The following is a 19,965-nucleotide window of genomic DNA, read 5'->3' on the forward strand; positions in this document are numbered from 1 at the left end:
CGAGCTGACTCCTGTCATTCCTGCGTTCGTCAAGGGGAACTCCTTCCCCGCCCTCTACGACACTATTCGGGACGATCCCGGTGCCTTATCCAAGGTTGACAGAGAGGGCTTCTGAAAGATTGCGCCATGTTCGCATTGATTCTGGCCGCCACGGCCCACAGCTACTTTTTCTTGCGCCGGTTCATGCCGACCACCATCGTGATCGACGCGGTCAATACGCGGCGTGGGCTGAAGTGGGGTGTGCCGGCGATGCTGCTCGCCGTTCCGTATGCGATCGCTGCTGACTATTGCCGAGCCCAGATTGAAGCCGGTGGTGCGGGCTGGCTGGACCTGCTCGTGTTGCTGTTTCTGTGGAACACACTCAAGTTTGTTTTGATCGGGCCGATCAGCCTCCTGAAGTTGATCTCAGTACGCGTTCGTGAAGCCGTGGCACGCCACCGCATGACCAGGACGCTGCTCGCCGACGACGTCGATCACTTCGCCGAGCCCACACTCGTGTCGAGGCGCGGCTAACGGCACGTCCGGGCTGGCGTACCTCTTGGTAGCGGCATGATTGGCTCACACACGTCCGCGCACAGGAGGCTTCACTATGACGATCCCGCAGGAGCAGTTCGACGACCTGCTCAGCCGCACCGCCTTGGCTGCTCTGTTCTACTTTCCGGAGGTCGCTGTCGACGATGACGGCCCCAGCCTGCAGAACGACATTGCCTACTGCCTGGAGCCCGTCGCCGGGATGGCGGACGAGGACGCCGAGCGGCTCCGAGTCGCGGTCGGGCGTGTGATCACGAATCCGACGGCGCATCGCTCCGAACTTCTTGCGCTCGTCATCGAGCTGGCCCCGCCGCCTGCCGAGTAGCCGCGATCATGAACGACCCATCTGAGGAAGGCTCCGTGCTTAGGAAGCCGCTGGCGGAGTATCCGTCTGGTTATGATGCGGCTGAGGAGCGGCGACAGTATGTGGCGGCGAACCGCGACCGGATCCGCGAGCTGAATCGGCTCTGGCGGTCGGAACACCTTGACCGGGCCCGGGAGCTCAATCGCGACTCGATGCGTCGGGCCGCCGCTCGCCGGCATCGGGAGGTGGAGGTGCGGGCGCGGGGGAGGGAGCGGGCGAAGCAGTGGCGTGTGGACCATCCGGAGCGTCGGCGGGAGTATCAGCAGCGGTGGGTGGCGGAGAATCGCGACAAGGTGCGCGAGTACTACAACCGCTACTACGAGGCCCATCGTGACGAGGTGAACGCTCGGGCTGCGGCCAGGCGGGATGCGGACCCCGAGCGCACGAAGCAGATCACCCGGCAGTGGGCTGAGCGCAACAAGGAGCGCCGTGCCGAGTTGCAGCGCAACCGGCGCAGCGACCCGGAGATTTACCAGTCAGAGCTGGAGGCAAACGCTGCCGCGCGCCGTCTCAAGCGCAGCTTGAGTCGAGCCGGGCTCCCGCCGAAGCGCATTCATGTCGCGACGGCGGCTGAGCGTCGGGCCAACGAGCGCGACGCCGACGCGTATTTCAACGATCCGTCGCGGCCCGAGCATCTGCGGCAATTCACCGTGTTCGCCGAATCGCTGACCGAGCACATGCTCAAGAACGGTGCCCGTATGCGCGAGTTCGCCGAAGCCTATGTATCGTCGCGTGCCCGTGTCGGCCTTCCGCCCGTGTCGGTGGAAGACGTCGTGTACGCCCGCGCCGTCGAAATAGTCGCAGAGCGGATGCGCCGGGTCGACCTGCTGACCGGCCGCGACGTTGCTGCGGCCGTGCGGAGTACGAAGGCTGAGGTGAGGAGGGAGGAACGGCAGTTGCAGTTTCATTGGCTGGTTAAAACTGTCGTCGCCCATGTACACAGCGATAATGTTCGGCTGCGCTTTGACGCGGAGATAGAAAATCACGCACGGAATCTTCGGGGAAAACCTCGTGCGCAAGTCGAGTCACTTGTTGTGCAACTCGCGATGCGTGAAGTGGTCCAGCGCGTGCCCACGAATAAGCTGACGATCGATGACGCTCGCCGTGCGGCGCGTATTGCGGGGCTTCGACTTGGAGCCTCAATCCAAGATCGCCTGGCTACCCCTACCGTCACGTCCCCACGTCCTGTGAGCTTCGACCCGATGGTGCAAAGGTGAACGCAGAGCCACAGCCTTGATCTGTGGGCCGTCGCGGCAGAAGCCCGCTGAGTGCGATCCCAACGAGACGCGGTGGAATCCCTGACGTCGATCGCTGTTATGGCCTGCTCGGGCCCTTGCACCGCACGGCCACTCGATGTGTGATACTGATTCTCCGATCCAAATGGGGGAGTGCAGTGAATGGCGGGCCATGGCAGCGACTGAACCGCCTTGACCAGATCGGCATTCGCCGGTCCCGAGCGAGGTACGCCATGTCAGTGGTTGGTCGTAACGTGCAAACATGGCCCACATCGCTGAAGTTCTCGCTGCGTTTCAGGACGGCGAAGTACGACTCATGTTCTCGCGTCGGAAGGACACGGACGAGCTGGTGTTGCTCGAGGACATGACATGACGCGGCGGTGGCAGGGCGCTCGTGCGCTACAGCGTCACCGGCGCGAAGGATGCCTCGGTCAGGGCTCAGTAGAGTGCCGGTCGGCGGTCTTGGATGACGTTGTTCCGTGGGCTGATAGTGGTGCGATGCGGATCGATTGCCAGAAGGGCGTCGACTCGATCGCCGTCTAGGGTCCCGGTCGGCCAGCCGTCTGAGCCGATGATGGATGTTCCCTGGGTCCACTCATTGTGCAATTCGGCGCCGCGTCGATCGCAACAGGCGATTGCCACGCGAGAACTTCGGGCGGCGGCCATCGCCTGAATTACCTCCGGTGCGTGTTCCCCCGACGGTTTTGGCACCAAAGGCCAATTTGTGGGCACGGCTATCATTTCGGCACCACCCACTGCGAGGGAACGAGGCATTTCTGGGAACTCGAGGTCGTAACAGATCAGCACACCAAGCCGGCCGACCGGCGTCTCAGTGACGGCAGGTCGGTCTCGACCCGCGGTGAATATTGTCAATTCTCCGTCCCATAGATGGGTCTTCCGATACACGCCGAGAACCCCGCCACTCCCGAGTGTGACCGCGGTGTTGAATAGCGCTTCATTGCGGGATTCGCAGATGCCCACAACCACAGTCATAGTCGGGGACAGCAAACCGGCCCAACGCTCCAGAATTGGATGCGCAATCGGGATGGCGCAGCTCGTGGCCTCATCCTTGCTGCGTAGGTAGTACCCACTGGTCGACAGCTCTGGGAGGACCAACAGGTCCACTTCATCGATGACAGCGGCTCGTATGGCATCTTCGATCATCGTGAGATTCGCGGATAACTGCCCCAGCTGGGGCGCGAGTTCATGGCAGCGGACACGAACGTGTCGTGTCTCCGGGGTCTCTGGCGCGGTCGGTTCGTTGGGCATCATGAGCCTAAACGCTGGCTGCCGTCGACTCATACATCAGTGCGGAGGCGCGTGCTGTCCGCATGCTGGCGGTTGCGCGGTGGGCGGCCATGCCCTCAGACGCCGAAATTATTTCGACTGCCGGTGCGAGTTCGGAGGTCGTTTGGGGGGCGATTCTCTGATACGTGAGTGGTTTCAGGAAACGTGAGACGGACAGACCGCCACTGTGTTTCGCGCCCCCTGCCGTGGGAAGAACATGGTTCGTCCCAGCCATGCCCTTGTCCGAGTAGGCCACTGTGCTCCAGGCGCCGATAAACAGGGAGCCATAGTTGCGAAGGTTGTCGTGGTAGTAATCGTCATCGTCGGTCATTACCTCGAGATGCTCGGGAGCCAAGTCGTCCATTAGCGCAATGGCGACATCGCGGTTCGCAGCGACAGTCACGGTGCCATAATCACGCCAGGCCGCCCCAGCAATGGAGGCAGTCTCAAGCGTTTCCAGCTGGCGGTTGACAGCGGCAATGACGGCGTGGCCCAATTCTTCGGAAGTGGTAATCAGGGCGGCCGGTGAGTTGGGGCCATGCTCGGCCTGACCGAGAAGATCAGCGGCAACGAGTTCAGCATCGGCGGTGTGGTCGGCAATGACTGCAACTTCCGACGGCCCGGCCAGCAGATCGATCGCCACAGTGCCGAACAACTGTCGTTTTGCCTCGGCGACATAAGCGTTCCCCGCCCCGACGAGCATGTCGACCGGCGCCTCGCCGAGCAACCCGAAAGCCATCGCAGCCAAAGCCTGGACTCCTCCCAAAATGAACACACGGTCCACTCCGGAGAGGTACGCCGCATACGACACGGCGTCATTGGCCCGACCGTTCGGCTGCGGCGGTGTGCACGCAAGGACGGATGGAACACCGGCAACTTTCGCCACGCCGACCGTCATGAAAGCGCTCGCGGTAAGTGGGAACCGTCCGGCAGGAAGATAGGCTCCAACCCGAGAGATGGGAACGTAGCGACTACCCGCGATCAACCCGGGCACAAGCTCAACTTCAAAGTCCTTGAGCTGGGTGCGTTGCTCACGGGCGAAGGCCTGTGTTCGGGACGCGCCCAGTTCGATCGCCGCGCGAAGGTCGGCCGGCAGCCGATCTCCGCTACTAGCGAGTTCCTTGGCGCTCAGCTCAACGTTGGACTGGGTCCAAGAGTCCAGCTGCGCGGCGTATTGCAAGACTGCATCCATCCCCCCTGCCTCGATGGTGCTGAGCATTTCGGAGACAGTGGCGATCACTTTTGGGTCACGCTGGGCGGCAGGGCCGTCCAGACGGGGAGTCTTGAGATGGCGATAGGAGCCGGCGGCGGCAAGGAGGGCAGCGGATGTAAAGAGCATGAGGCGAGCCTAGGTGGCTCTTTCTCGGAGGACAAGACCGAGGTAAACTATCAGTGGCATAGGGTAAAGCTATGACAATCACGCAACTGCGGGCATTCTTGCTCGCTGCGACCCTCGGGTCCTTCACCGCGGCAGCGCTGGCCCTCGGCACGGCCCAGCCGACTGTGTCTGAACTCGTTCGCAAGCTCGAGGTGGAGGGGGGGCTGCCACTATTCGCGCGAACGGGACGGCGCCTTGTTCTGACATCTGCTGGGGAAGAACTGCTGCCGTGGGCGCGTCGGGTCGTGGACGGCGTGGACGGCGCGAGGCAAACCTTGGATGCGCTGCGCGGAATTACGGGCGGTGTCGCGTCCTTTGGCGTTTTGCGAAACGCCGGATACTACTTTCTCTCGGATCTGGCCGAACGGTTTCACGCGGAACGCCCGGGCGTTCGCACGCGGCTCGTGGGCCAGAACTCGGTAGAGGTCGCTGACGGCGTACGTGGCGGCGAGCTTGAAGCCGGACTTGCGGTTCTTCCGATCGACAATGACGGTTTGTCCGTGACTCCGCTGCTTCGCGACGAGGTGGTCTGGGCAAGCGCGGATCCTCGTCGGCTTCAAGCGCCCATGACGATCGCGGCGATTGGTGACGCGCCACTCATTCTTTACGACGCCCACTACGGCTGGAATGATCCAACGCGCAGACAGCTCGCTGAGCGTGCCCAACTGATCGGGGTGCGACTGGAGCCGATGATCGAGGTTGAGAATGTTGAGTCAGCGCTGGTTTTGGTGGCGCGGGGCATGGGAGACACGCTTCTGTCGCGAGCTGTCGCGTCGAGCGCTGGATTTCCCGCATCGGTGGGTACGGTCTCGTTCGCAGAACCTCTCTTTGACACCATCGCACTGATCACGCGCGAGGGGGCGACTCTGTCCCCGGCCACAGCTGAGCTAGCGCGATTGGCGACAGAGATGTTGCGCGCCCCGTCATTGAGCACCGATCCGCTATAGCCTCAGCCTATGGTTCATATAGGTCCGCATCGTCTTGTGCAGCGAATTTGGTCCCCCTATTCTGAAAAAAACCGAGCGCAGGTTGTCGCTCTCACCGTCCAAATCAAGGGGAAGAATGACCCATCCACGTGACACGCTGCCGTCCGCAGCGCTGCCGAACGCCATTGAGTCACGCTCGATTGACTGGGTGCCCATTTCAGAGCGGCGGGGTAAGCCTTGGACCCTCTTCCCGCTCTGGTTCATGTCGAATGCGAATGTCACAACCCTTGCCACCGGCATGCTCGGTGCTGCTCTCGGTGCTTCGTTTCTGACTTCACTGGCTGCGATCGTGCTCGGGGTCGCCGTGGGGACAATTTTCACTGCGTTCCACTCAGCACAAGGTCCGCAGCTCGGCCTGCCGCAGATGATTCAATCCCGGGCCCAGTTTGGTTTCCGCGGGGTCGCTCTCATCTGCGCCGTCGTCGTGTTCAGCTTGGTCGGCTTCAATATGTTCAATCAGATGCTGGCGGGCGAGATTCTCACGATGACCACTGGTGTCGAAGCGAACGGGCTCTGGTACTTCGTCATCAGCGCACTCGCCCTCGTCCTCGCAATCTTCGGTTACCACTGGATCCACAAGACTCAGAAGTGGCTAACCCTCCTGTTCCTGCTGACCTTCGGAATATTCACGGTGGCGGCGATCGTCGCGGTGCCGCTGGACCCCACCCAGCTATCCTTTGACGGCTTCAACTGGCCGGCGTTCCTCGTTCAATTCGGCGCGGCTGCAGCGTACGCCTTGGGCTGGGCGCCTTATGTGTCGGACTATTCCCGATATCTCCCCCCGGAAACTCGTCCTGGAAAAGCCCTCTTCCACACCTACGGTGGAGTATTTGTCGGTGCGGTGTGGCTCATGGTGTTGGGTGCCTTCATCGCGGCGGTCTTCACCGCGGCAGGCCCACTTGACGGCGTTCGAGACGCGGCCGATATGATTTTGCCGGGTTCGGGCTTCTGGCTCCTCCTGGCAGCTCTTCCGGGTCTAATCAGCGTCATCACCGTGAATATCTATGCCGCAGCAATGGAACTAATCACGATCGCGGACTCGATTCGTCCCATTCGGCCGACACGAACGGTGCGAATAGTTGCCTGCACGCTGATTGCAATGGCGGCGTTCTTCGGTGCACTAGTCAGCACGGGCGACTTTCTTGCGAACTTCGGCAGCTTCCTAGTCATCCTGCTTTACGTTCTCGTGCCCTGGACGTCCGTGAACCTGGTCGACTACTACTTCGTCCGGCGCGGCCAGTACGCCATCCGACAAATCTTCAAGCCGGGAGGTATCTATGGCAACTGGGGTTGGCGTGGCATGACCGCCTACGCAATCGGCATCGTCGCGATGATTCCTTTCGCGGTTACTGCTTGGTACACCGGGCCAATCGCAGAAAGCCTGGGCGGCGCCGACCTCGCCTTGTTCGTTGGGTTGGCAGCCTCCGCTGTCGCCTACGTGATCCTCGCTCGTGGCATTGATCATGATCGCGAGCGGCGGGCTGCCGACGAGGACATGGCTCTTCATGGAGAGGAAGCGGTCATGTTTGCGCCGAGGGCGTGACTGACGGGCCCGCATAGGGCAGGCGAGGCCCTATTCTGGAACTGTCTTACTTGTCACCTCGGTGCTAGTGCTACCATCCCAAACCGCGCTCAGGCGTGGTTGCTTGGAAGTTTGGTTCGCTCCCTTGCACCCTCAGCTGACGTAGAGATCGCGCAGTCAGCCGATTGGACGGCCATCTCGGTGCGTCCGTGAGGGCTTCATAGGCTTTTCAAATCGCGCAAGCGCCACCATGAGACCCCCTTCTCTCAGTTTTTTTAACGAGGAGAAGGGGGTTTCACGATTAGTGCGTGGTGCTGACCCGCCTGAATATTATTTCGATGAGCAGCCCGGACTAGCACCCTCGACCCCGGGTGCTCACGACGCCCTATGCCGCGCACCCGAACCCATCGTTCGGCATCTCCCGAAGCCACCACCGTCTCCGACGGGCATCCCCTCAACGAATTAGAGGGAGGTCACGTCCTGGGGGGATGATCTCTTTAGATAGAGCCGTCGCATCAGGGGTCTGTGACCATTAGTTCAGGTACCAGCTCTAACCCATCGATGCGCTCGCGGAGGTGTGTGTAGGCCCGAAATCAGGAGTTCGGCTCGCGCTCGGTATCGTGTGTCGACTGGGCGGGTTTGGGACCAAGCCTAAGGACTTGATCCGCGCACGTTTATTCAACGTTTATTGCGTCGAGACCAGCCTAGATGGGCCGAAGCATTGCGATAGAATTGCAACAGATATCACAGGGAACTCCTGATCAGATCGAGATCAGACTAGGTCTCGCTATGAGAGTCGCTCGGCCAAAAAGGGTCCGCCGCAATCCGATTGTCGTAGGTTCGATTCCTACCGGGGGCACCGCACTGTAGCGAACGGCACAATCAGGTGCGAGCGCGTTTCTGCTGAATGTATCTTCGGCCGTAGTAGATCGTCTGGGCTACACCGAGCCCCAGCATTCCGACCGAATAAAACACGTTGTCGCCGCTGACGGCACTCCAAACGCCGAGGCCGAAGAAGACCAGGCCCAATATCGTCAGCGCAGCGGTGCTTTTGTTCGTCGTGTCATATCCGCCTCACTCTTGTCGTTGACTCTGGATACGAGCGGTTGCCAGTGTGGCGCGAATCGACGTGAAGGCCAAGGCTTCGCCTGCCGTCTGGGTGCTGCGGCAGCACTAATTCTCGAGGATTGCTAGATTCAAGTATGCGAGAACTCCAGGCGCGAATCATCGCGGAACTCAACGTCTCACCCACCATCGACCCGGCCGCCGAGATTGGCCGCCGGGTGAAATTTCTCAAGGACTACCTCAAGCGCACCGGCGCTGCGGGCCTGGCGCTCGGCATCAGCGGCGGCCAGGATTCCACCCTGGCCGGCCGGTTGTGTGCGCTCGCCATCGATGATCTCGTCGCCGAGGGTCATCCGGCCACCTTTGTCGCTGTACGCCTGCCATACGCGGTGCAGCGCGATGAAGCGGATGCGCAACTCGCGTTGGAATTCATCCGCCCGCAATCGCAGGCCGTCTTCAATATCGAACTCGCCGTCGAAGGTTTCGAAACCGAGTTTCTTGCAAGCCTCGACGTGGCGATGACCGACTTCACCAAGGGGAATGTCAAAGCGCGCTCCCGCATGATCGCGCAGTATGCGCTCGCCGGCCAGCTCGGCCTGCTCGTGGTCGGGACCGACCATGCTGCCGAGGCGGTCACCGGATTCTTCACCAAGTACGGCGACGGCGGCACCGATATTCTCCCGCTGACCGGCCTGACCAAGCGTCAGGGCCGGGCCCTGTTGATGGAGCTCGGCGCCCCCGAACAGCTCTATTTGAAGGACCCGACCGCTGATCTGCTCGATCACACGCCCGGCCAGACCGACGAAGCCAATCTGGGGCTGCAGTATGACCACATCGACGATTTTCTCGAGGGGCTTCCGGTCGAGGACGAAGTGGCCGAGGCAATCGAAGCACGCTTCCTGAGTACGGAGCATAAGCGGCGAGTGCCAGCTTCGCTGTTTGACGACTGGTGGCAGTAAGCGCCCCAGCGCGACGAAAAAACGAGCCGGTCAGTGCTGCGAGAGCGCCGACCGGCTTGTTCAGGTGGTGCTGATTGACCTAGGTGGTCGGTGCGGAGGACGAACGAGTGAGCGGGTCTGTGCTGCGCACCTCGAGCTTGTTCACGTCGTCGAGCAGACGCTGGGTCTCCGGTGATGCGTCGGCCGCAGCCGCAGCCGCCGTCGAAGTGGCTGCCGGCGCACGGTTGACCGCCGCAGGAGTGAGCGCTGCCGCTCGCACCGGTGCGGGGGCGGACTCTGCCGCACTGTGCTGGTCGTGGTGCTGCTGGGCAACCCAGGCTTCCTGCTCGGCCAGCAGGTTCTTCTCGGCGCCGGAATTCTGGGCCTTCCAACGATCGAGATCGCCCTGGAAGATTTTGCGGGCACGCCCGGGCTTGTTCTGCCACTCCACCAGGCGGTCGCGAAACTCGACCAAAGCCGGTTCCAGCTGGTACCCGAATGTGGCCGAGGTGCGCTTGAGCTCGTACAACTCGTGGGCGGCCCAGTTCGCGGCGATGCCCGAACCGCGGATCGGCAGCAGCCGAACCTGAATGTCGGCCTGTCCGACGGCCCGTTCGCTCATGACCTGTTCCTGCGGGGTCAGTGAATTCCAAACGGATGCCTCGGTGGCGGCATCGACGAGAGAGGCGATCGCGGCCACCTTGATCTCCCGATCCCGCTGAGTGAGGAGCCGCTTGACGGCCCCCCGGGAGATCAACGCCGCCAGCACGCTGGCGATGACAATCGCACCAATGAAGACGATTGCACTGAAAACCACCGGTTCTGTGCTGACGTCTGTGAGCCAGGTTACGAAGCTATTCCACCATTCCATGTCGAGGATTTTATCCGCGCAGTTTCTGTTCTGCGGGACCAGCCTCGGCGTGCCCCCACGCAATTGGAACCAATGGGTGCAGCGCGGCACCTATTAGAGCACTAGCGGAAACAATCGATGGCGTCTTCGATGCGGCAGAACACACCGAGATCGCGCGTGCGCGTGGCGAAGACTATTCTGCGGGCGCTGTACCGGTCGCCGTCGATGCCGGCGTGGCATTCGAGATAGCCGATGACAGCGCCAAGGGGGTCGACGACGCGCCACAGTCCCTCGCGCACGAGGATGAAGTCACGGCCACGAATGCGGGCGATCGGTGCGATGAGAGTGGTCATGATTGCTCCTTCTGCTTCGGCCGGCCGCGGTTGTTTCATCCACCGTATGGGCGACCACCGACATCCGCTTTCGGCGAACAGTCGGCGATGCTGACGCAGCATTCGGCAGCGGCGACGCCGGACGAGTTAGGGTGGAGGAGTGCAAACTTTTGTGATCGCAGGTGGATGTTTTTGGTGTCTCGATGCTGTCTATCGGGTCTTACGCGGTGTGAGCGAGGTCGTGTCGGGGTATACCGGCGGAACCACCGCCGACCCGAACTATGAAGCGGTCTGTACCGGGCGTACCGGCCACGCCGAGGCCGTCGCGGTCACCTTCGACCCGGAGGTCATTCCGGCCAGCGTCATCCTTGACGTGTTCTTCACACTGCACGACCCGACCCAGCTCAACCGGCAGGGCAACGATATCGGGACCCAATACCGGTCGGCCATGTTCTACAGCGATGATGAGCAGAAGCGGCTGTTTGAGACGGCCCGCGCTCGGGCGAGCGAGTGGTGGGGCTCCGGCATCACCACCACAATCGAACCGCTCGGCGACTACCACGATGCCGAGGATTACCACCAGGACTTCTTCAACAAGAACCCCGGGCAGGGCTACTGCATGGCCGTTGCCGTGCCGAAAGTCAACAAGATTCGCAAGTCGTACTCCGAGTACCTCGTCGGCTAGTTTCTTCTCCACAACGGCTCGTCGGCGGGATTCTCCACTGATTCGCTTGAATCGATCCGTCGCAGCCCATGGGGGCGGCACACTCGCAGTGTGCGACCCGGGAGCGACGAAGACTGGCACGAGTTGTCGTTCCCGGGCCGTGTGCGCTCACTCTCTGTCGAGCGCCCAACGAGCGTCTTCGCGACAACCGTGCCGGGAGAAACCATGAGCGACCACATCACGATATCCGGAGTCATCGGCACCGATCCCAGTGTGACTTTCGGCAAAAACGGGACCCCGATCACCTCCTTTCGGCTGGCCTCCCGCCAGAGCCACCACAACCAGGCCAAAGACGAATGGATCGTCGACGAAAGCTGCTGGTATTCCGTCAAGACCTTTCGCCAGCTGGCCACGAATGCGGGCAAGTCGCTCAACAAAGGCGAGCACATTGTCGTCACCGGACGGCTGGTCGTTCGAAAATGGACCAACGCCGAGAAATCCGGAACTTCCGTGGAGATCATTGCTGACTCTGTCGGCCATGACCTCACCTGGTACACCACGACGCCGGTGCGCTCTGTGGCACCCTCGCGTACCAGCACCGATCAGGCTGAGCCGGACCCGGTGGAATCCCCTGAATCGGAGGAATCGGCCAGTGCGTTCGAGGCGGAGCGCGGGCAGGTCGACCCGGCCGGAGACGGCTTTGTACCGATCGACACCGACGCGGATGTGGATGCCTACGCGCGTTTAGACTCGTAACATCGTCCACGCGCGTGGACGGGGGGAGGCAACACGTGATCGTGGCAGAACCACAACCGCAGGATCAGTTCGTCGTGACTACGGCCGGTCGGCGCGCCGGCCGCTCGCGGTTCTCCCTGTCCGCCGTGGTCGCGGTGGGCGCTGCGCTGCTCCTCGGCGTCAGCCTCGCCGCGTGTACCGGTGTCCCCGCAGAGCCCGCCGCGACCACCGCTGTGCCCACTACGTCGGCGACACCGGACTCCTCGGCTACTCCAGCGCCCGACCCGGCGCTGGTACCGACTGGAACCGCCGGGGAGAATCTGGTCTACTTCAACTTTCTGGCCGCGGCGGTAACCAAGGCCAACCCCGCTGCTGACGGCCGTGCCTACATCGACGCCCTCGTCGCCGGCGGGTTCGACCGCAGCGCGATGGAAGTGAGCTTCGACCGCACCCAGGCCGATCTCGTCGCCGACTCCGTACAATTCTCCGTGCGCTTCGCCGGCGAATGCCTGATCGGTCAAATCGGCCCGGCCAGCGACGGCTTCCACAGCGTGGTCGCGCCGATCCTCTCGACCGGTTTGTGTCTGGTTGGGTCCAGTCGACAAATAGACTGGTAGGTATTATGGCCGAATTTATTTACTCAATGGTCCGCGCTCGCAAGGCGATCGGTGAAAAGCTGATTCTTGACGACGTCACCATGTCCTTTTTCCCCGGTGCCAAGATTGGTGTGGTCGGCCCGAACGGCGCCGGAAAGTCCACCATTCTCAAGATCATGGCGGGTCTGGATACCCCCAGCAACGGCGAGGCGCGACTCTCCCCGGGCTACACCGTCGGCATCCTGATGCAGGAACCGCAGCTCGATGAGAGCAAGACCGTGCTCGAAAACGTGCAGGAGGGCGTCGGGCCGATCAAGGCCAAGGTCGACCGGTTCAATGAGATCAGCCTCGCTCTTGGCGAACCTGACGCCGACTTCGACACCCTGCTCGCCGAAATGGGCATTCTGCAGGAAGCGATCGATGCAGCGGATGCCTGGGACCTCGATTCCCAGCTCGAGCAGGCCATGGATGCCCTGCGCACCCCGCCGGGTGACTCCGAGGTCGCCAACCTCTCCGGTGGTGAGAAGCGCCGCGTAGCGCTGACCAAGCTGCTGCTGCAGAAACCCGACCTGTTGCTGCTCGATGAGCCCACTAACCACCTCGACGCCGAGAGTGTCCTGTGGCTCGAGCAGCACCTCGCCAAGTATCCCGGCGCCGTGATCGCCGTCACCCACGACCGGTACTTCCTCGACCATGTTGCCGAGTGGATCGCCGAAATCGACCGCGGACACCTTTACCCCTACGAGGGCAATTACTCCACCTACCTCGAAAAGAAGCAGGAACGACTGCTCGTGCAGGGCAAGAAGGATGCGAAGTTGTCGCGCCGTCTCGCCGACGAGCTCGAGTGGGTGCGCTCCAACGCCAAGGGCCGTCAGGTGAAGTCGAAGGCCCGTCTGGCCCGCTACGAAGAGATGGTCACCGCCGCTGAGAGCACCCGCAAGCTGGACTTCGAAGAAATTGTGATTCCAGTTGGCCCGCGCCTCGGTGCCCAGGTCATCGACGCGACCAAGCTCGAAAAGGGCTTCGACGGGCGCATGCTCATCGACAATCTCAGCTTCACCCTGCCGCGCAACGGCATCGTCGGCATCATCGGCCCGAACGGTGTGGGAAAGACCACCCTGTTCAAGACCATCGTCGGTAAGGAGCCGCTCGACGGCGGCGAGCTGAAAATCGGCGACACGGTCAACATCTCCTATGTCGACCAGGACCGTGGCGGCATCGATCCGAACAAGACCCTGTGGGAGGTCGTCTCCGACGGCCAGGACTACATTCAGGTCGGCAAGACCGAAATTCCGTCGCGCGCCTACGTCTCGACCTTTGGTTTCAAGGGCCCAGACCAGCAGAAGAAGGCCGGCGTGCTCTCCGGTGGCGAGCGCAACCGCCTGAACCTGGCTCTCACCCTGAAGCAGGGCGGAAACCTGCTGCTCCTCGACGAGCCCTCTAACGACCTCGACGTCGAAACGCTTGGTTCGCTCGAGAACGCGCTGCTCGAGTTCCCCGGCTGCGCCGTGGTGATCACCCACGACCGGTGGTTCCTGGACCGGGTGGCCACGCACATCCTCTCGTATGAGGGAACCGACGAAAACCCGGCCAACTGGTACTGGTTCGAGGGCAACTTCGAGTCCTACGAAGAGAACAAGATCGAACGACTCGGCCCCGACGCGGCCAAGCCGCACCGTTCCGCCTACCGCAAGCTCACTCGCGACTAGAAAGTCAAGCAAGTGAAGCTGCACGTACCGATCCGTCTGCGCTGGTCCGACCTCGACGCCTACGGTCATGTCAACAACTCCGAGATGCTGCGCCTGCTGGAAGAGGCGCGCATCCTGGCCTTCTGGGTGACCGAAGACGACGGGGCGATCGGCGCGAGCACGGCCGTGCTCGACGGGCGTCCGGGCGCGGCGACCCTGACGCTGATCGCCCGGCAGGAGATCGAGTATCTGGCGCCGGTGCCCTACCTGCGTCAGCCGCTCGACGTGCGGCTGTGGCTCGGTAAGCTCGGTGGCGCGAGCCTCGACGTTTGCTATGAGGTGTACAGCCCCGAGGGGGTCACGCCGGAGATACTGTATGCGCGGGCGAACACGACCATCGTGCTCGTCGATGCGACGAGCGAACGCCCGCGCCGCATCAACGATGCCGAACGTGCCGCCTGGACTCCCTACCTCGACGAACCGATCGAGTTTGCCCGCCGATGAGCCAGCGCGGGCCATCGATCGCCGCGCCTACCGGGATCGTTAACCGGCCAGAACCGTGTCGCCAGCGACAGTGACGGTGACTCGGTCCAGTGCGCGTGGTGCCGGGCCGCCGAGCACTTCACCCGTGGCGAGGTCGTAGCGCGACTGGTGGCACGGGCAGTCGAATTCGGTGGCGGCGGGCTCCACCTTGCAGCCTTGATGCGTGCAGATCGCGCTGAAGGCGACGACCGTGCCTTCCGTCGGCTGGGCGAGCAGGATTGGTTGACCATCGAGGGTGGCCGCGATGCCACCGCCAACCGGGATATCGGCCAGTTTGGCGACCTCGGTCCCGGCCGGTGCAGTTTCCGCGCCGGGATCCGTGGCTGAACCGGTCGGATCGGTCGCGCTCTCGGTCTCGGTCGGGGACGCGTCCGTGGAGGCGGTACCGGTATCCGGGGTGCTGCTACAGGCAGCCAGGGCGACCGCTGCGGCGGCGCTTCCCCCCACTAGGATCATGCTTCGACGGGACAGGTTGATTGCCGGGGCCATGATTCTCCTTGAGGAACGTATTAGCGGGTAGGTTGGCGCTGCTTCAGCTATCAACGAAGCGGCCGGTGGTTCGGTTCAGTGTTTCAGGACGTCAATTGAACCGCAATGGCCCCGGTTCCGTGTTAGCAGGGGAGGTAGGCCATGGCCGATGAGCGTGCCGAACTATTGCGTGCCCTCCACGACACGCACGGGCCTATTCTGTGGCGCTATGTTGTGCGGCTGACCCACGACACCGCCCTCGCCGACGACGTGGTGCAGGAGACGCTGCTGCGCGCCTGGCGCCGGCCACGCCTGCTCGATCAGACCGAGGTGTCGGCCAGGGCGTGGCTGTTCACGGTGGCTCGAAACCTGGTGATCGACGACCGACGCTCGGCCCGCGCCCGACATGAGATGCCGACCGACCAGCTGCCCGAACTGCCCACCGACGATCAGACCGACGCCCTGCTCGATGCCTGGCTGGTAGCGGATGCCCTCACCGACCTCTCGCTCGACCATAGGGCCGTCATTGTCTACGCCTACTATCAAGGCCAGTCCGTCGCGGAGACTGCACGACACCTGGATATTCCCGAAGGAACTGTGAAATCCAGGCTGCACTATGGCCTGCGAGCCCTGCGTCTCGCACTGCAAGAGCGAGGAGTTACGGAGCGATGACCACTCCTGCTGACCGGTACGCAGACTGGGACGGCGCCTACGTACTGGGCGCGCTTACGCCGGGCGACCGGCGTGACTACGAACGACACCTGAACGACTGCGCCGCCTGCAGTCAGGCCGTCGCCCACCTCGCCGGGCTGCCCGGGCTGCTCGCTCTGGTTCCACTGGATCAAGCTGCGCAGCTCGGTCACGCGACCGGTGCGGCAGTGGATTCCGGCACATCGCCGTCCGCCGAACTGCTGCCCCGGCTGTTGGCCGAGGCACGGGTCCGCTCCCGGCGGGCCCGCCGGCGCACGGTGGGGGCCGTGCTTGCGGCCGCCGCGATCGCGGCATCCGCTGCCCTGATGGTGCCCGGCTGGCTGGACCAGCGAGTCACCAGTGCCAGGGAACCGGCCGTGGCCATGACCGCCGTCGTCCCGAGTCCGCTCACCGCGAGCTTTCGCCTCACCGGCGAAAACTGGGGCACCCGCATCGACGCGAGCTGCAGTTACGCGAAGAGCGGCAACAACTTCGGCCCGCAGCCCTACGCCCTGTTCGTGACCGACACCGCCGGCGACGAGAGGCTGGTGGCCAGCTGGATTGCCGGCCCCGGCACCACGATCACCGCCGCGGGCACCACGAGTGTCGCCGAAGACGATATCGCGAGCGTGGACATCCGGTGGATGCCCGACGAACGCGTGCTGCTGGAGTCCAAACCGAGCTGGTAGCTGCGGAACTATTCGAGGATTATGGGCACGCGCAACATGCCCTCCTGCGCCACGGTGGCCAGAAGTACGCCGTCGCGGCTGAAAATGCTACCGGTGGCGAGGCCGCGACCGCCCTGCGCGCTCGGCGAATCCTGCACGTAGAGCAGCCATTCGTCGACCCGGCCGAAGCGGTGCCACCACATGGCGTGGTCGAGGCTCGCGACTTTGAGGCCCGGCGAGGCCCATGCGACGCCGTGCCGACGCAAGATCGGTTCCATGATCGAGTAGTCGCTCGCGTAGGCGAGCGCGGCGCGATGCACGTCGGGGTCGTCCGGCAGCGGCGAAAACGTCTTCATCCATACGGCCTGACGCGAGGTGTGCTCGCCATTGACCTTGAGGTAGATCGGAGAGGGAACGTGGCGCATATCGAAGGGGCGCTCGCTTGCCCAGTAGCGCGCCACCGAATGGTCGATGTGCGCGAGCGAATCGGATGCCGTCGGCAGGCTTTCTGGGTCGGGAATGTCTGCTGGCATCTCGATGTGGTGCTCCAGGCCTTCATCGGCGTCCTGGAACGAGGCAATCATCGACAGGATCGGCACACCGTCCTGATAGCACTGGGTGCGGCGGGTCGAAAACGAGCGTCCGTCGTGAATGCGTTCGACCGAAAAGGTGATCGGCTGGTTGACATCACCGGGGCGCAGAAAATAGCCGTGCATCGAGTGCACATGGCGTTCATCGGGCACGGTCCGCATCGCGGCGACGAGGGACTGGGCCAGAACTTGCCCGCCGAAGACGCGACCGAGCGGCATCCACTGGGAAGGGCCGGTGAAGATGTCTTCGTTGGTGCGGGCTCCGGTGTCGGTCAGATCGAGAACAGCCAGAAGGCCTTCCATCGGCTTGTGCATGCTGTCTCCTCTGGCAAGTTTGCGTGCGCGGCCAACGGTCGTGGCGCATCTTGGTAGTTTAGAAGGTGATGAGCCAGTCATTCACTCTTACCGATTCCCAGTCCCTCAGCGATCTGATCGTGTTTCTGTCACGGTCCGGTCGCGTTCTCGATGGTTCCGTGCGCTTGATCGCATCGGAGGGGGTGATCGCGGTGTACACCGCGATCTTCTACCCGCGCGGCCTGCTCGATGTCAGCCCGACCGTGCTCGGCTTGCGCACCTTCGCGTTGACCACGCCGGTCGATCTCGACAAGGTCGTGCCGGTGCGTTCCCTGATCGAGCGCCTCAAACGGCTCGAATCGACGACCAGCGACCTGACCCTGCCGGTGACGGTGACAGTTCCCCTCGAGGTGAACACCGTGACCTGGGCCGGAATCTCGCCGCCCAAGGGGGGCTGGGACCGGCACGGGCAGACGACGGCCGCGCATCTCGAAGCCGCCGCCCGCGCCGGCATCGACGAGGTCGCTGCGGCGATTCCGGAAGGAACCGGCGAAATGATCGTCGAGCGGGTGCGCGCCGAAGTGTGGGGCCGTCAGGTCGAAGGACTCGAATTCGTGCCGACCGGCGCCGGGTTTGCCGCGTTCAGCCTCGGCTTTCTCGCTGCCGACGAACCGGTGCAGCTCTACGAGTCGGGCCTGTGGACCCGCCTCAGCACGAGTCGCGGTCACGTTTTGGTGCGGCGCAAGCCCTGGGCCCTCCAGCCGTAGCAACGATCACCCCGGAGGCTTGTGCTGCTGGCCGTCTCGGTCGGGCGTCATGCTTCCCGGGGTCTTAAGCGCGCCCTATCTCGTGGCCGGGCCAGCGGATCGCTGCGATCTCATCTGCGTTGATCATGCGACTGCCGCTGTATTCCATACTCGTTCCGTTCTGTCGCCCGCAAGAAATTCTTCAAGAACGGATGCCCGCGCTCCCCAGCCACAGACTATGGCACGGCACACGCAGTCAACCCTGCAGTGCCGGTCAAGTTGATCTACGTGAGCGATATCGTGGAGCAATGCTCCACCTGACGCCCACGACTCCCCAGGATCTCGACGAAGTGACCGAGTTCCTTCGACTCGCTGACCTGACGCTCAGTGGGCTCAATTCCCCCTCCGTGCGACTGTGGACGTCACGCGACGCAGAAACCGGACGCATCGTCGCCAGCACCGGCTACGAGCGCAGCGACGACAACCATCACGTCCTCATTCGCAGCGTTGCTGTCGATCCGGCACTCCGAGGTCGCGGCAAGGGCCTCGAATTGGCGCGCTTCGCGCTTGACCGAGCCGACGAATCCGGAGCAACTCGAGCCTGGCTCTTCAGCCGACGATCCGGCCCGTTCTGGCACAAGGTCGGCTTCGTCTCGGCAGACAGGAACGAACTCGCGATCGCACTCGCGTCAACGCATCAGGTGCGGCTCTTTACAGAATCCGGGCAGCTCCAACGCGAAGTGGCGTGGAGCCGACTTCTCTAGCGAGATCCGCCCAACGCCATCCAGGGGTTCAACCGTAAGTGGACCCCCCTGCGGCACGTCCGCCCGTGGTGCGCCCGGGGCTGGTGCTAATGAACGTCAGGAAGCATCATTGACGAATGGCAGACGATGATGACATTGAGCTGGCGCTGATTGCGGCACACGATGCTGAGTACCGCAGGACGTTCGTGCCTCCGGTTCCACTTCCTGATGACGTGCTTCGCGCGGCCGCGGGGTCCGATGACGTCTCTGTGAGGTGGCAGCTTGGCGCTTACCCATTTGTGTTGCCGGCTGACGTGTTCCTAGCCTTGATCGATGACCCCGAAGAGGCAGTACGGGAGTCCACAGTGAGGCATTGGGCGGCGACAACGAGTCAGCTTGAGCTCGCGCTGGCGATGCGGCCGGAGCTCGAAGAACAGTTGATCTTCCATGATCACGCACCGCGCAGATTGATGGACCGGCGTCCGGTCGGCGTCGCTGATGGCCCGCTACGTCGGCACTACCTCGATCAGCACGGCGCGAGTGAAACTGAGCGCGGCAAGTTTCAGTCGTTGTGCGACGATTGCCCGAGTGAAGAGCAGCTCACCGTGACTCTCGGAGATTTGTGGGAAATCGTCCACACGGGGTGATCGTCCGGAGATAACCGTCAAAGAAGGATCCAGGCTCGTCATCATTGCCGTTAGCGCGCGTACCAGAGGCGGAACCTTGATCGAGACAATGTCAAGCCAGAAGGAATGTACGCAGTGCGATGATCCGGGAGTCGAATGAATCGAGGTGTCCGTCGGGGGACGCCCCGGCGAGATCAACTCGTTTCACGTCTCGGCCGCGGTCGATGAACTCAGCCGCTTCTTGAGCGGTGAACATCCCCGCTTCTGCGTAGACGACAAGAGACGGCGCAGTGACGCTCTCCCATTCAGCCCAGCGGGGTCGGAGGACACTGTTCATGGTTGCGACCATGACGTCTGCGTTGAACCTCGGCCAGAGTCCATTGATCCGGACGCCAGAGCCAACGTTCACTCCGAAACGGCGCCCGA

General features: G+C 62.8%; 23 protein-coding genes. 16 read left to right on the top strand and 7 right to left on the bottom strand.

Annotated features, from left to right (window positions below; all coding sequences use genetic code 11):
* Positions 1–126: 126 nt before the first annotated feature.
* The 3 genes from E3T41_RS00140 (at position 127) to E3T41_RS00150 (ending at position 2,112) form a co-directional block, all read left to right on the top strand.
* Positions 127–513, top strand: a complete 387-nt coding sequence (locus E3T41_RS00140) for a sulfate permease (RefSeq protein WP_174775264.1) — start codon at positions 127–129, stop codon at positions 511–513.
* A 76-nt stretch (positions 514–589) separates the two neighbouring features.
* Positions 590–856 (top strand): hypothetical protein, encoded by a 267-nt coding sequence (locus tag E3T41_RS00145; protein WP_134476690.1) that lies wholly within the window; start codon positions 590–592, stop codon positions 854–856.
* 35 nt (positions 857–891) lie between these two features.
* The gene (locus tag E3T41_RS00150; protein WP_134476692.1) at positions 892–2,112 is read left to right on the top strand and encodes a hypothetical protein; all 1,221 of its coding nucleotides are present in this window, start codon (positions 892–894) and stop codon (positions 2,110–2,112) included.
* A gap of 456 nt (positions 2,113–2,568) precedes the next feature.
* On the opposite strand, the gene E3T41_RS00155 is transcribed toward E3T41_RS00150, so the two are convergent.
* Together E3T41_RS00155 and hisD are read right to left on the bottom strand one after the other, a co-directional pair.
* Positions 2,569–3,432 (bottom strand): nitrilase-related carbon-nitrogen hydrolase, encoded by an 864-nt coding sequence (locus E3T41_RS00155; protein ID WP_370256841.1) that lies wholly within the window; start codon positions 3,430–3,432, stop codon positions 2,569–2,571.
* Positions 3,407–4,756: a histidinol dehydrogenase gene (gene hisD / locus E3T41_RS00160; protein WP_134476694.1), complete on the bottom strand. Its 1,350-nt coding sequence runs from the start codon at positions 4,754–4,756 to the stop codon at positions 3,407–3,409. Before hisD ends, E3T41_RS00155 begins: the two co-directional genes overlap by 26 nt.
* Before the next feature lie 71 nt (positions 4,757–4,827).
* Here hisD and E3T41_RS00165 point away from each other — a divergent pair, with 71 nt between their 5' ends.
* The 3 genes from E3T41_RS00165 (at position 4,828) to nadE (ending at position 9,327) form a co-directional block, all read left to right on the top strand.
* Positions 4,828–5,742: a LysR family transcriptional regulator gene (locus E3T41_RS00165; protein WP_092450975.1), complete on the top strand. Its 915-nt coding sequence runs from the start codon at positions 4,828–4,830 to the stop codon at positions 5,740–5,742.
* Between the two features lie 34 nt (positions 5,743–5,776).
* Positions 5,777–7,324 (top strand): cytosine permease, encoded by a 1,548-nt coding sequence (locus tag E3T41_RS00170; RefSeq protein WP_198415565.1) that lies wholly within the window; start codon positions 5,777–5,779, stop codon positions 7,322–7,324.
* 1,181 nt (positions 7,325–8,505) lie between these two features.
* Positions 8,506–9,327 (top strand): ammonia-dependent NAD(+) synthetase, encoded by an 822-nt coding sequence (gene nadE / locus E3T41_RS00175; RefSeq protein WP_104133067.1) that lies wholly within the window; start codon positions 8,506–8,508, stop codon positions 9,325–9,327.
* A gap of 79 nt (positions 9,328–9,406) precedes the next feature.
* Here nadE and E3T41_RS00180 read toward each other — a convergent pair whose 3' ends face one another.
* Positions 9,407–10,177, bottom strand: a complete 771-nt coding sequence (locus tag E3T41_RS00180) for a hypothetical protein (protein ID WP_134476696.1) — start codon at positions 10,175–10,177, stop codon at positions 9,407–9,409.
* Positions 10,178–10,278: 101 nt separating this feature from the next.
* Complete coding sequence (locus E3T41_RS00185; protein WP_092450968.1) at positions 10,279–10,509, bottom strand: hypothetical protein; 231 nt, start codon at positions 10,507–10,509, stop codon at positions 10,279–10,281.
* Positions 10,510–10,648: 139 nt separating this feature from the next.
* Here E3T41_RS00185 and msrA point away from each other — a divergent pair, with 139 nt between their 5' ends.
* The 5 genes from msrA (at position 10,649) to E3T41_RS00210 (ending at position 14,675) form a co-directional block, all read left to right on the top strand.
* Positions 10,649–11,173: a peptide-methionine (S)-S-oxide reductase MsrA gene (msrA, locus tag E3T41_RS00190; RefSeq protein WP_134476698.1), complete on the top strand. Its 525-nt coding sequence runs from the start codon at positions 10,649–10,651 to the stop codon at positions 11,171–11,173.
* Positions 11,174–11,377: 204 nt separating this feature from the next.
* On the top strand, positions 11,378–11,908 hold the full coding sequence (locus E3T41_RS00195) for a single-stranded DNA-binding protein (RefSeq protein WP_134476700.1): 531 nt from the start codon (positions 11,378–11,380) through the stop codon (positions 11,906–11,908).
* A gap of 41 nt (positions 11,909–11,949) precedes the next feature.
* The gene (locus E3T41_RS00200; RefSeq protein WP_241990981.1) at positions 11,950–12,504 is read left to right on the top strand and encodes a hypothetical protein; all 555 of its coding nucleotides are present in this window, start codon (positions 11,950–11,952) and stop codon (positions 12,502–12,504) included.
* Positions 12,505–12,509: 5 nt separating this feature from the next.
* A complete protein-coding gene (gene ettA / locus E3T41_RS00205; protein ID WP_134476702.1) occupies positions 12,510–14,192 on the top strand; it encodes an energy-dependent translational throttle protein EttA in 1,683 nt (560 codons plus the stop codon).
* Between the two features lie 12 nt (positions 14,193–14,204).
* Positions 14,205–14,675, top strand: coding sequence for a thioesterase family protein (locus E3T41_RS00210; RefSeq protein ID WP_092450960.1), 471 nt, complete (start codon positions 14,205–14,207; stop codon positions 14,673–14,675).
* A 39-nt stretch (positions 14,676–14,714) separates the two neighbouring features.
* On the opposite strand, the gene E3T41_RS00215 is transcribed toward E3T41_RS00210, so the two are convergent.
* Complete coding sequence (locus tag E3T41_RS00215) at positions 14,715–15,203, bottom strand: ubiquinol-cytochrome c reductase iron-sulfur subunit (protein ID WP_092450959.1); 489 nt, start codon at positions 15,201–15,203, stop codon at positions 14,715–14,717.
* Between the two features lie 141 nt (positions 15,204–15,344).
* On the opposite strand from E3T41_RS00215, the gene E3T41_RS00220 reads away from it, so the two are divergent.
* A complete protein-coding gene (locus E3T41_RS00220) occupies positions 15,345–15,854 on the top strand; it encodes a sigma-70 family RNA polymerase sigma factor (protein WP_092450957.1) in 510 nt (169 codons plus the stop codon).
* On the top strand, positions 15,851–16,561 hold the full coding sequence (locus E3T41_RS00225; protein WP_092450955.1) for a zf-HC2 domain-containing protein: 711 nt from the start codon (positions 15,851–15,853) through the stop codon (positions 16,559–16,561). Before E3T41_RS00220 ends, E3T41_RS00225 begins: the two co-directional genes overlap by 4 nt.
* A gap of 8 nt (positions 16,562–16,569) precedes the next feature.
* On the opposite strand, the gene E3T41_RS00230 is transcribed toward E3T41_RS00225, so the two are convergent.
* Complete coding sequence (locus E3T41_RS00230) at positions 16,570–17,445, bottom strand: acyl-CoA thioesterase II (RefSeq protein ID WP_233195428.1); 876 nt, start codon at positions 17,443–17,445, stop codon at positions 16,570–16,572.
* A 68-nt stretch (positions 17,446–17,513) separates the two neighbouring features.
* Here E3T41_RS00230 and E3T41_RS00235 point away from each other — a divergent pair, with 68 nt between their 5' ends.
* From E3T41_RS00235 to E3T41_RS00245, 3 genes are all read left to right on the top strand, one after another.
* Entirely contained in the window at positions 17,514–18,191 is a 678-nt protein-coding gene (locus E3T41_RS00235) for a hypothetical protein (protein WP_134476704.1), read from the top strand.
* 287 nt (positions 18,192–18,478) lie between these two features.
* Entirely contained in the window at positions 18,479–18,934 is a 456-nt protein-coding gene (locus tag E3T41_RS00240; protein ID WP_092450952.1) for a GNAT family N-acetyltransferase, read from the top strand.
* Between the two features lie 116 nt (positions 18,935–19,050).
* Complete coding sequence (locus tag E3T41_RS00245) at positions 19,051–19,560, top strand: hypothetical protein (RefSeq protein ID WP_092450951.1); 510 nt, start codon at positions 19,051–19,053, stop codon at positions 19,558–19,560.
* Between the two features lie 91 nt (positions 19,561–19,651).
* Here the strand turns inward: E3T41_RS00245 and E3T41_RS00250 are convergent, their stop codons facing one another.
* Complete coding sequence (locus E3T41_RS00250; protein ID WP_134476706.1) at positions 19,652–19,876, bottom strand: hypothetical protein; 225 nt, start codon at positions 19,874–19,876, stop codon at positions 19,652–19,654.
* Between the last annotated feature and the right edge of the window lie 89 nt (positions 19,877–19,965).

This window comes from Cryobacterium sp. Hh38, assembly GCF_004403235.1.
In the GTDB taxonomy this organism is placed as follows: Bacteria; Actinomycetota; Actinomycetes; order Actinomycetales; family Microbacteriaceae; genus Cryobacterium; species Cryobacterium levicorallinum.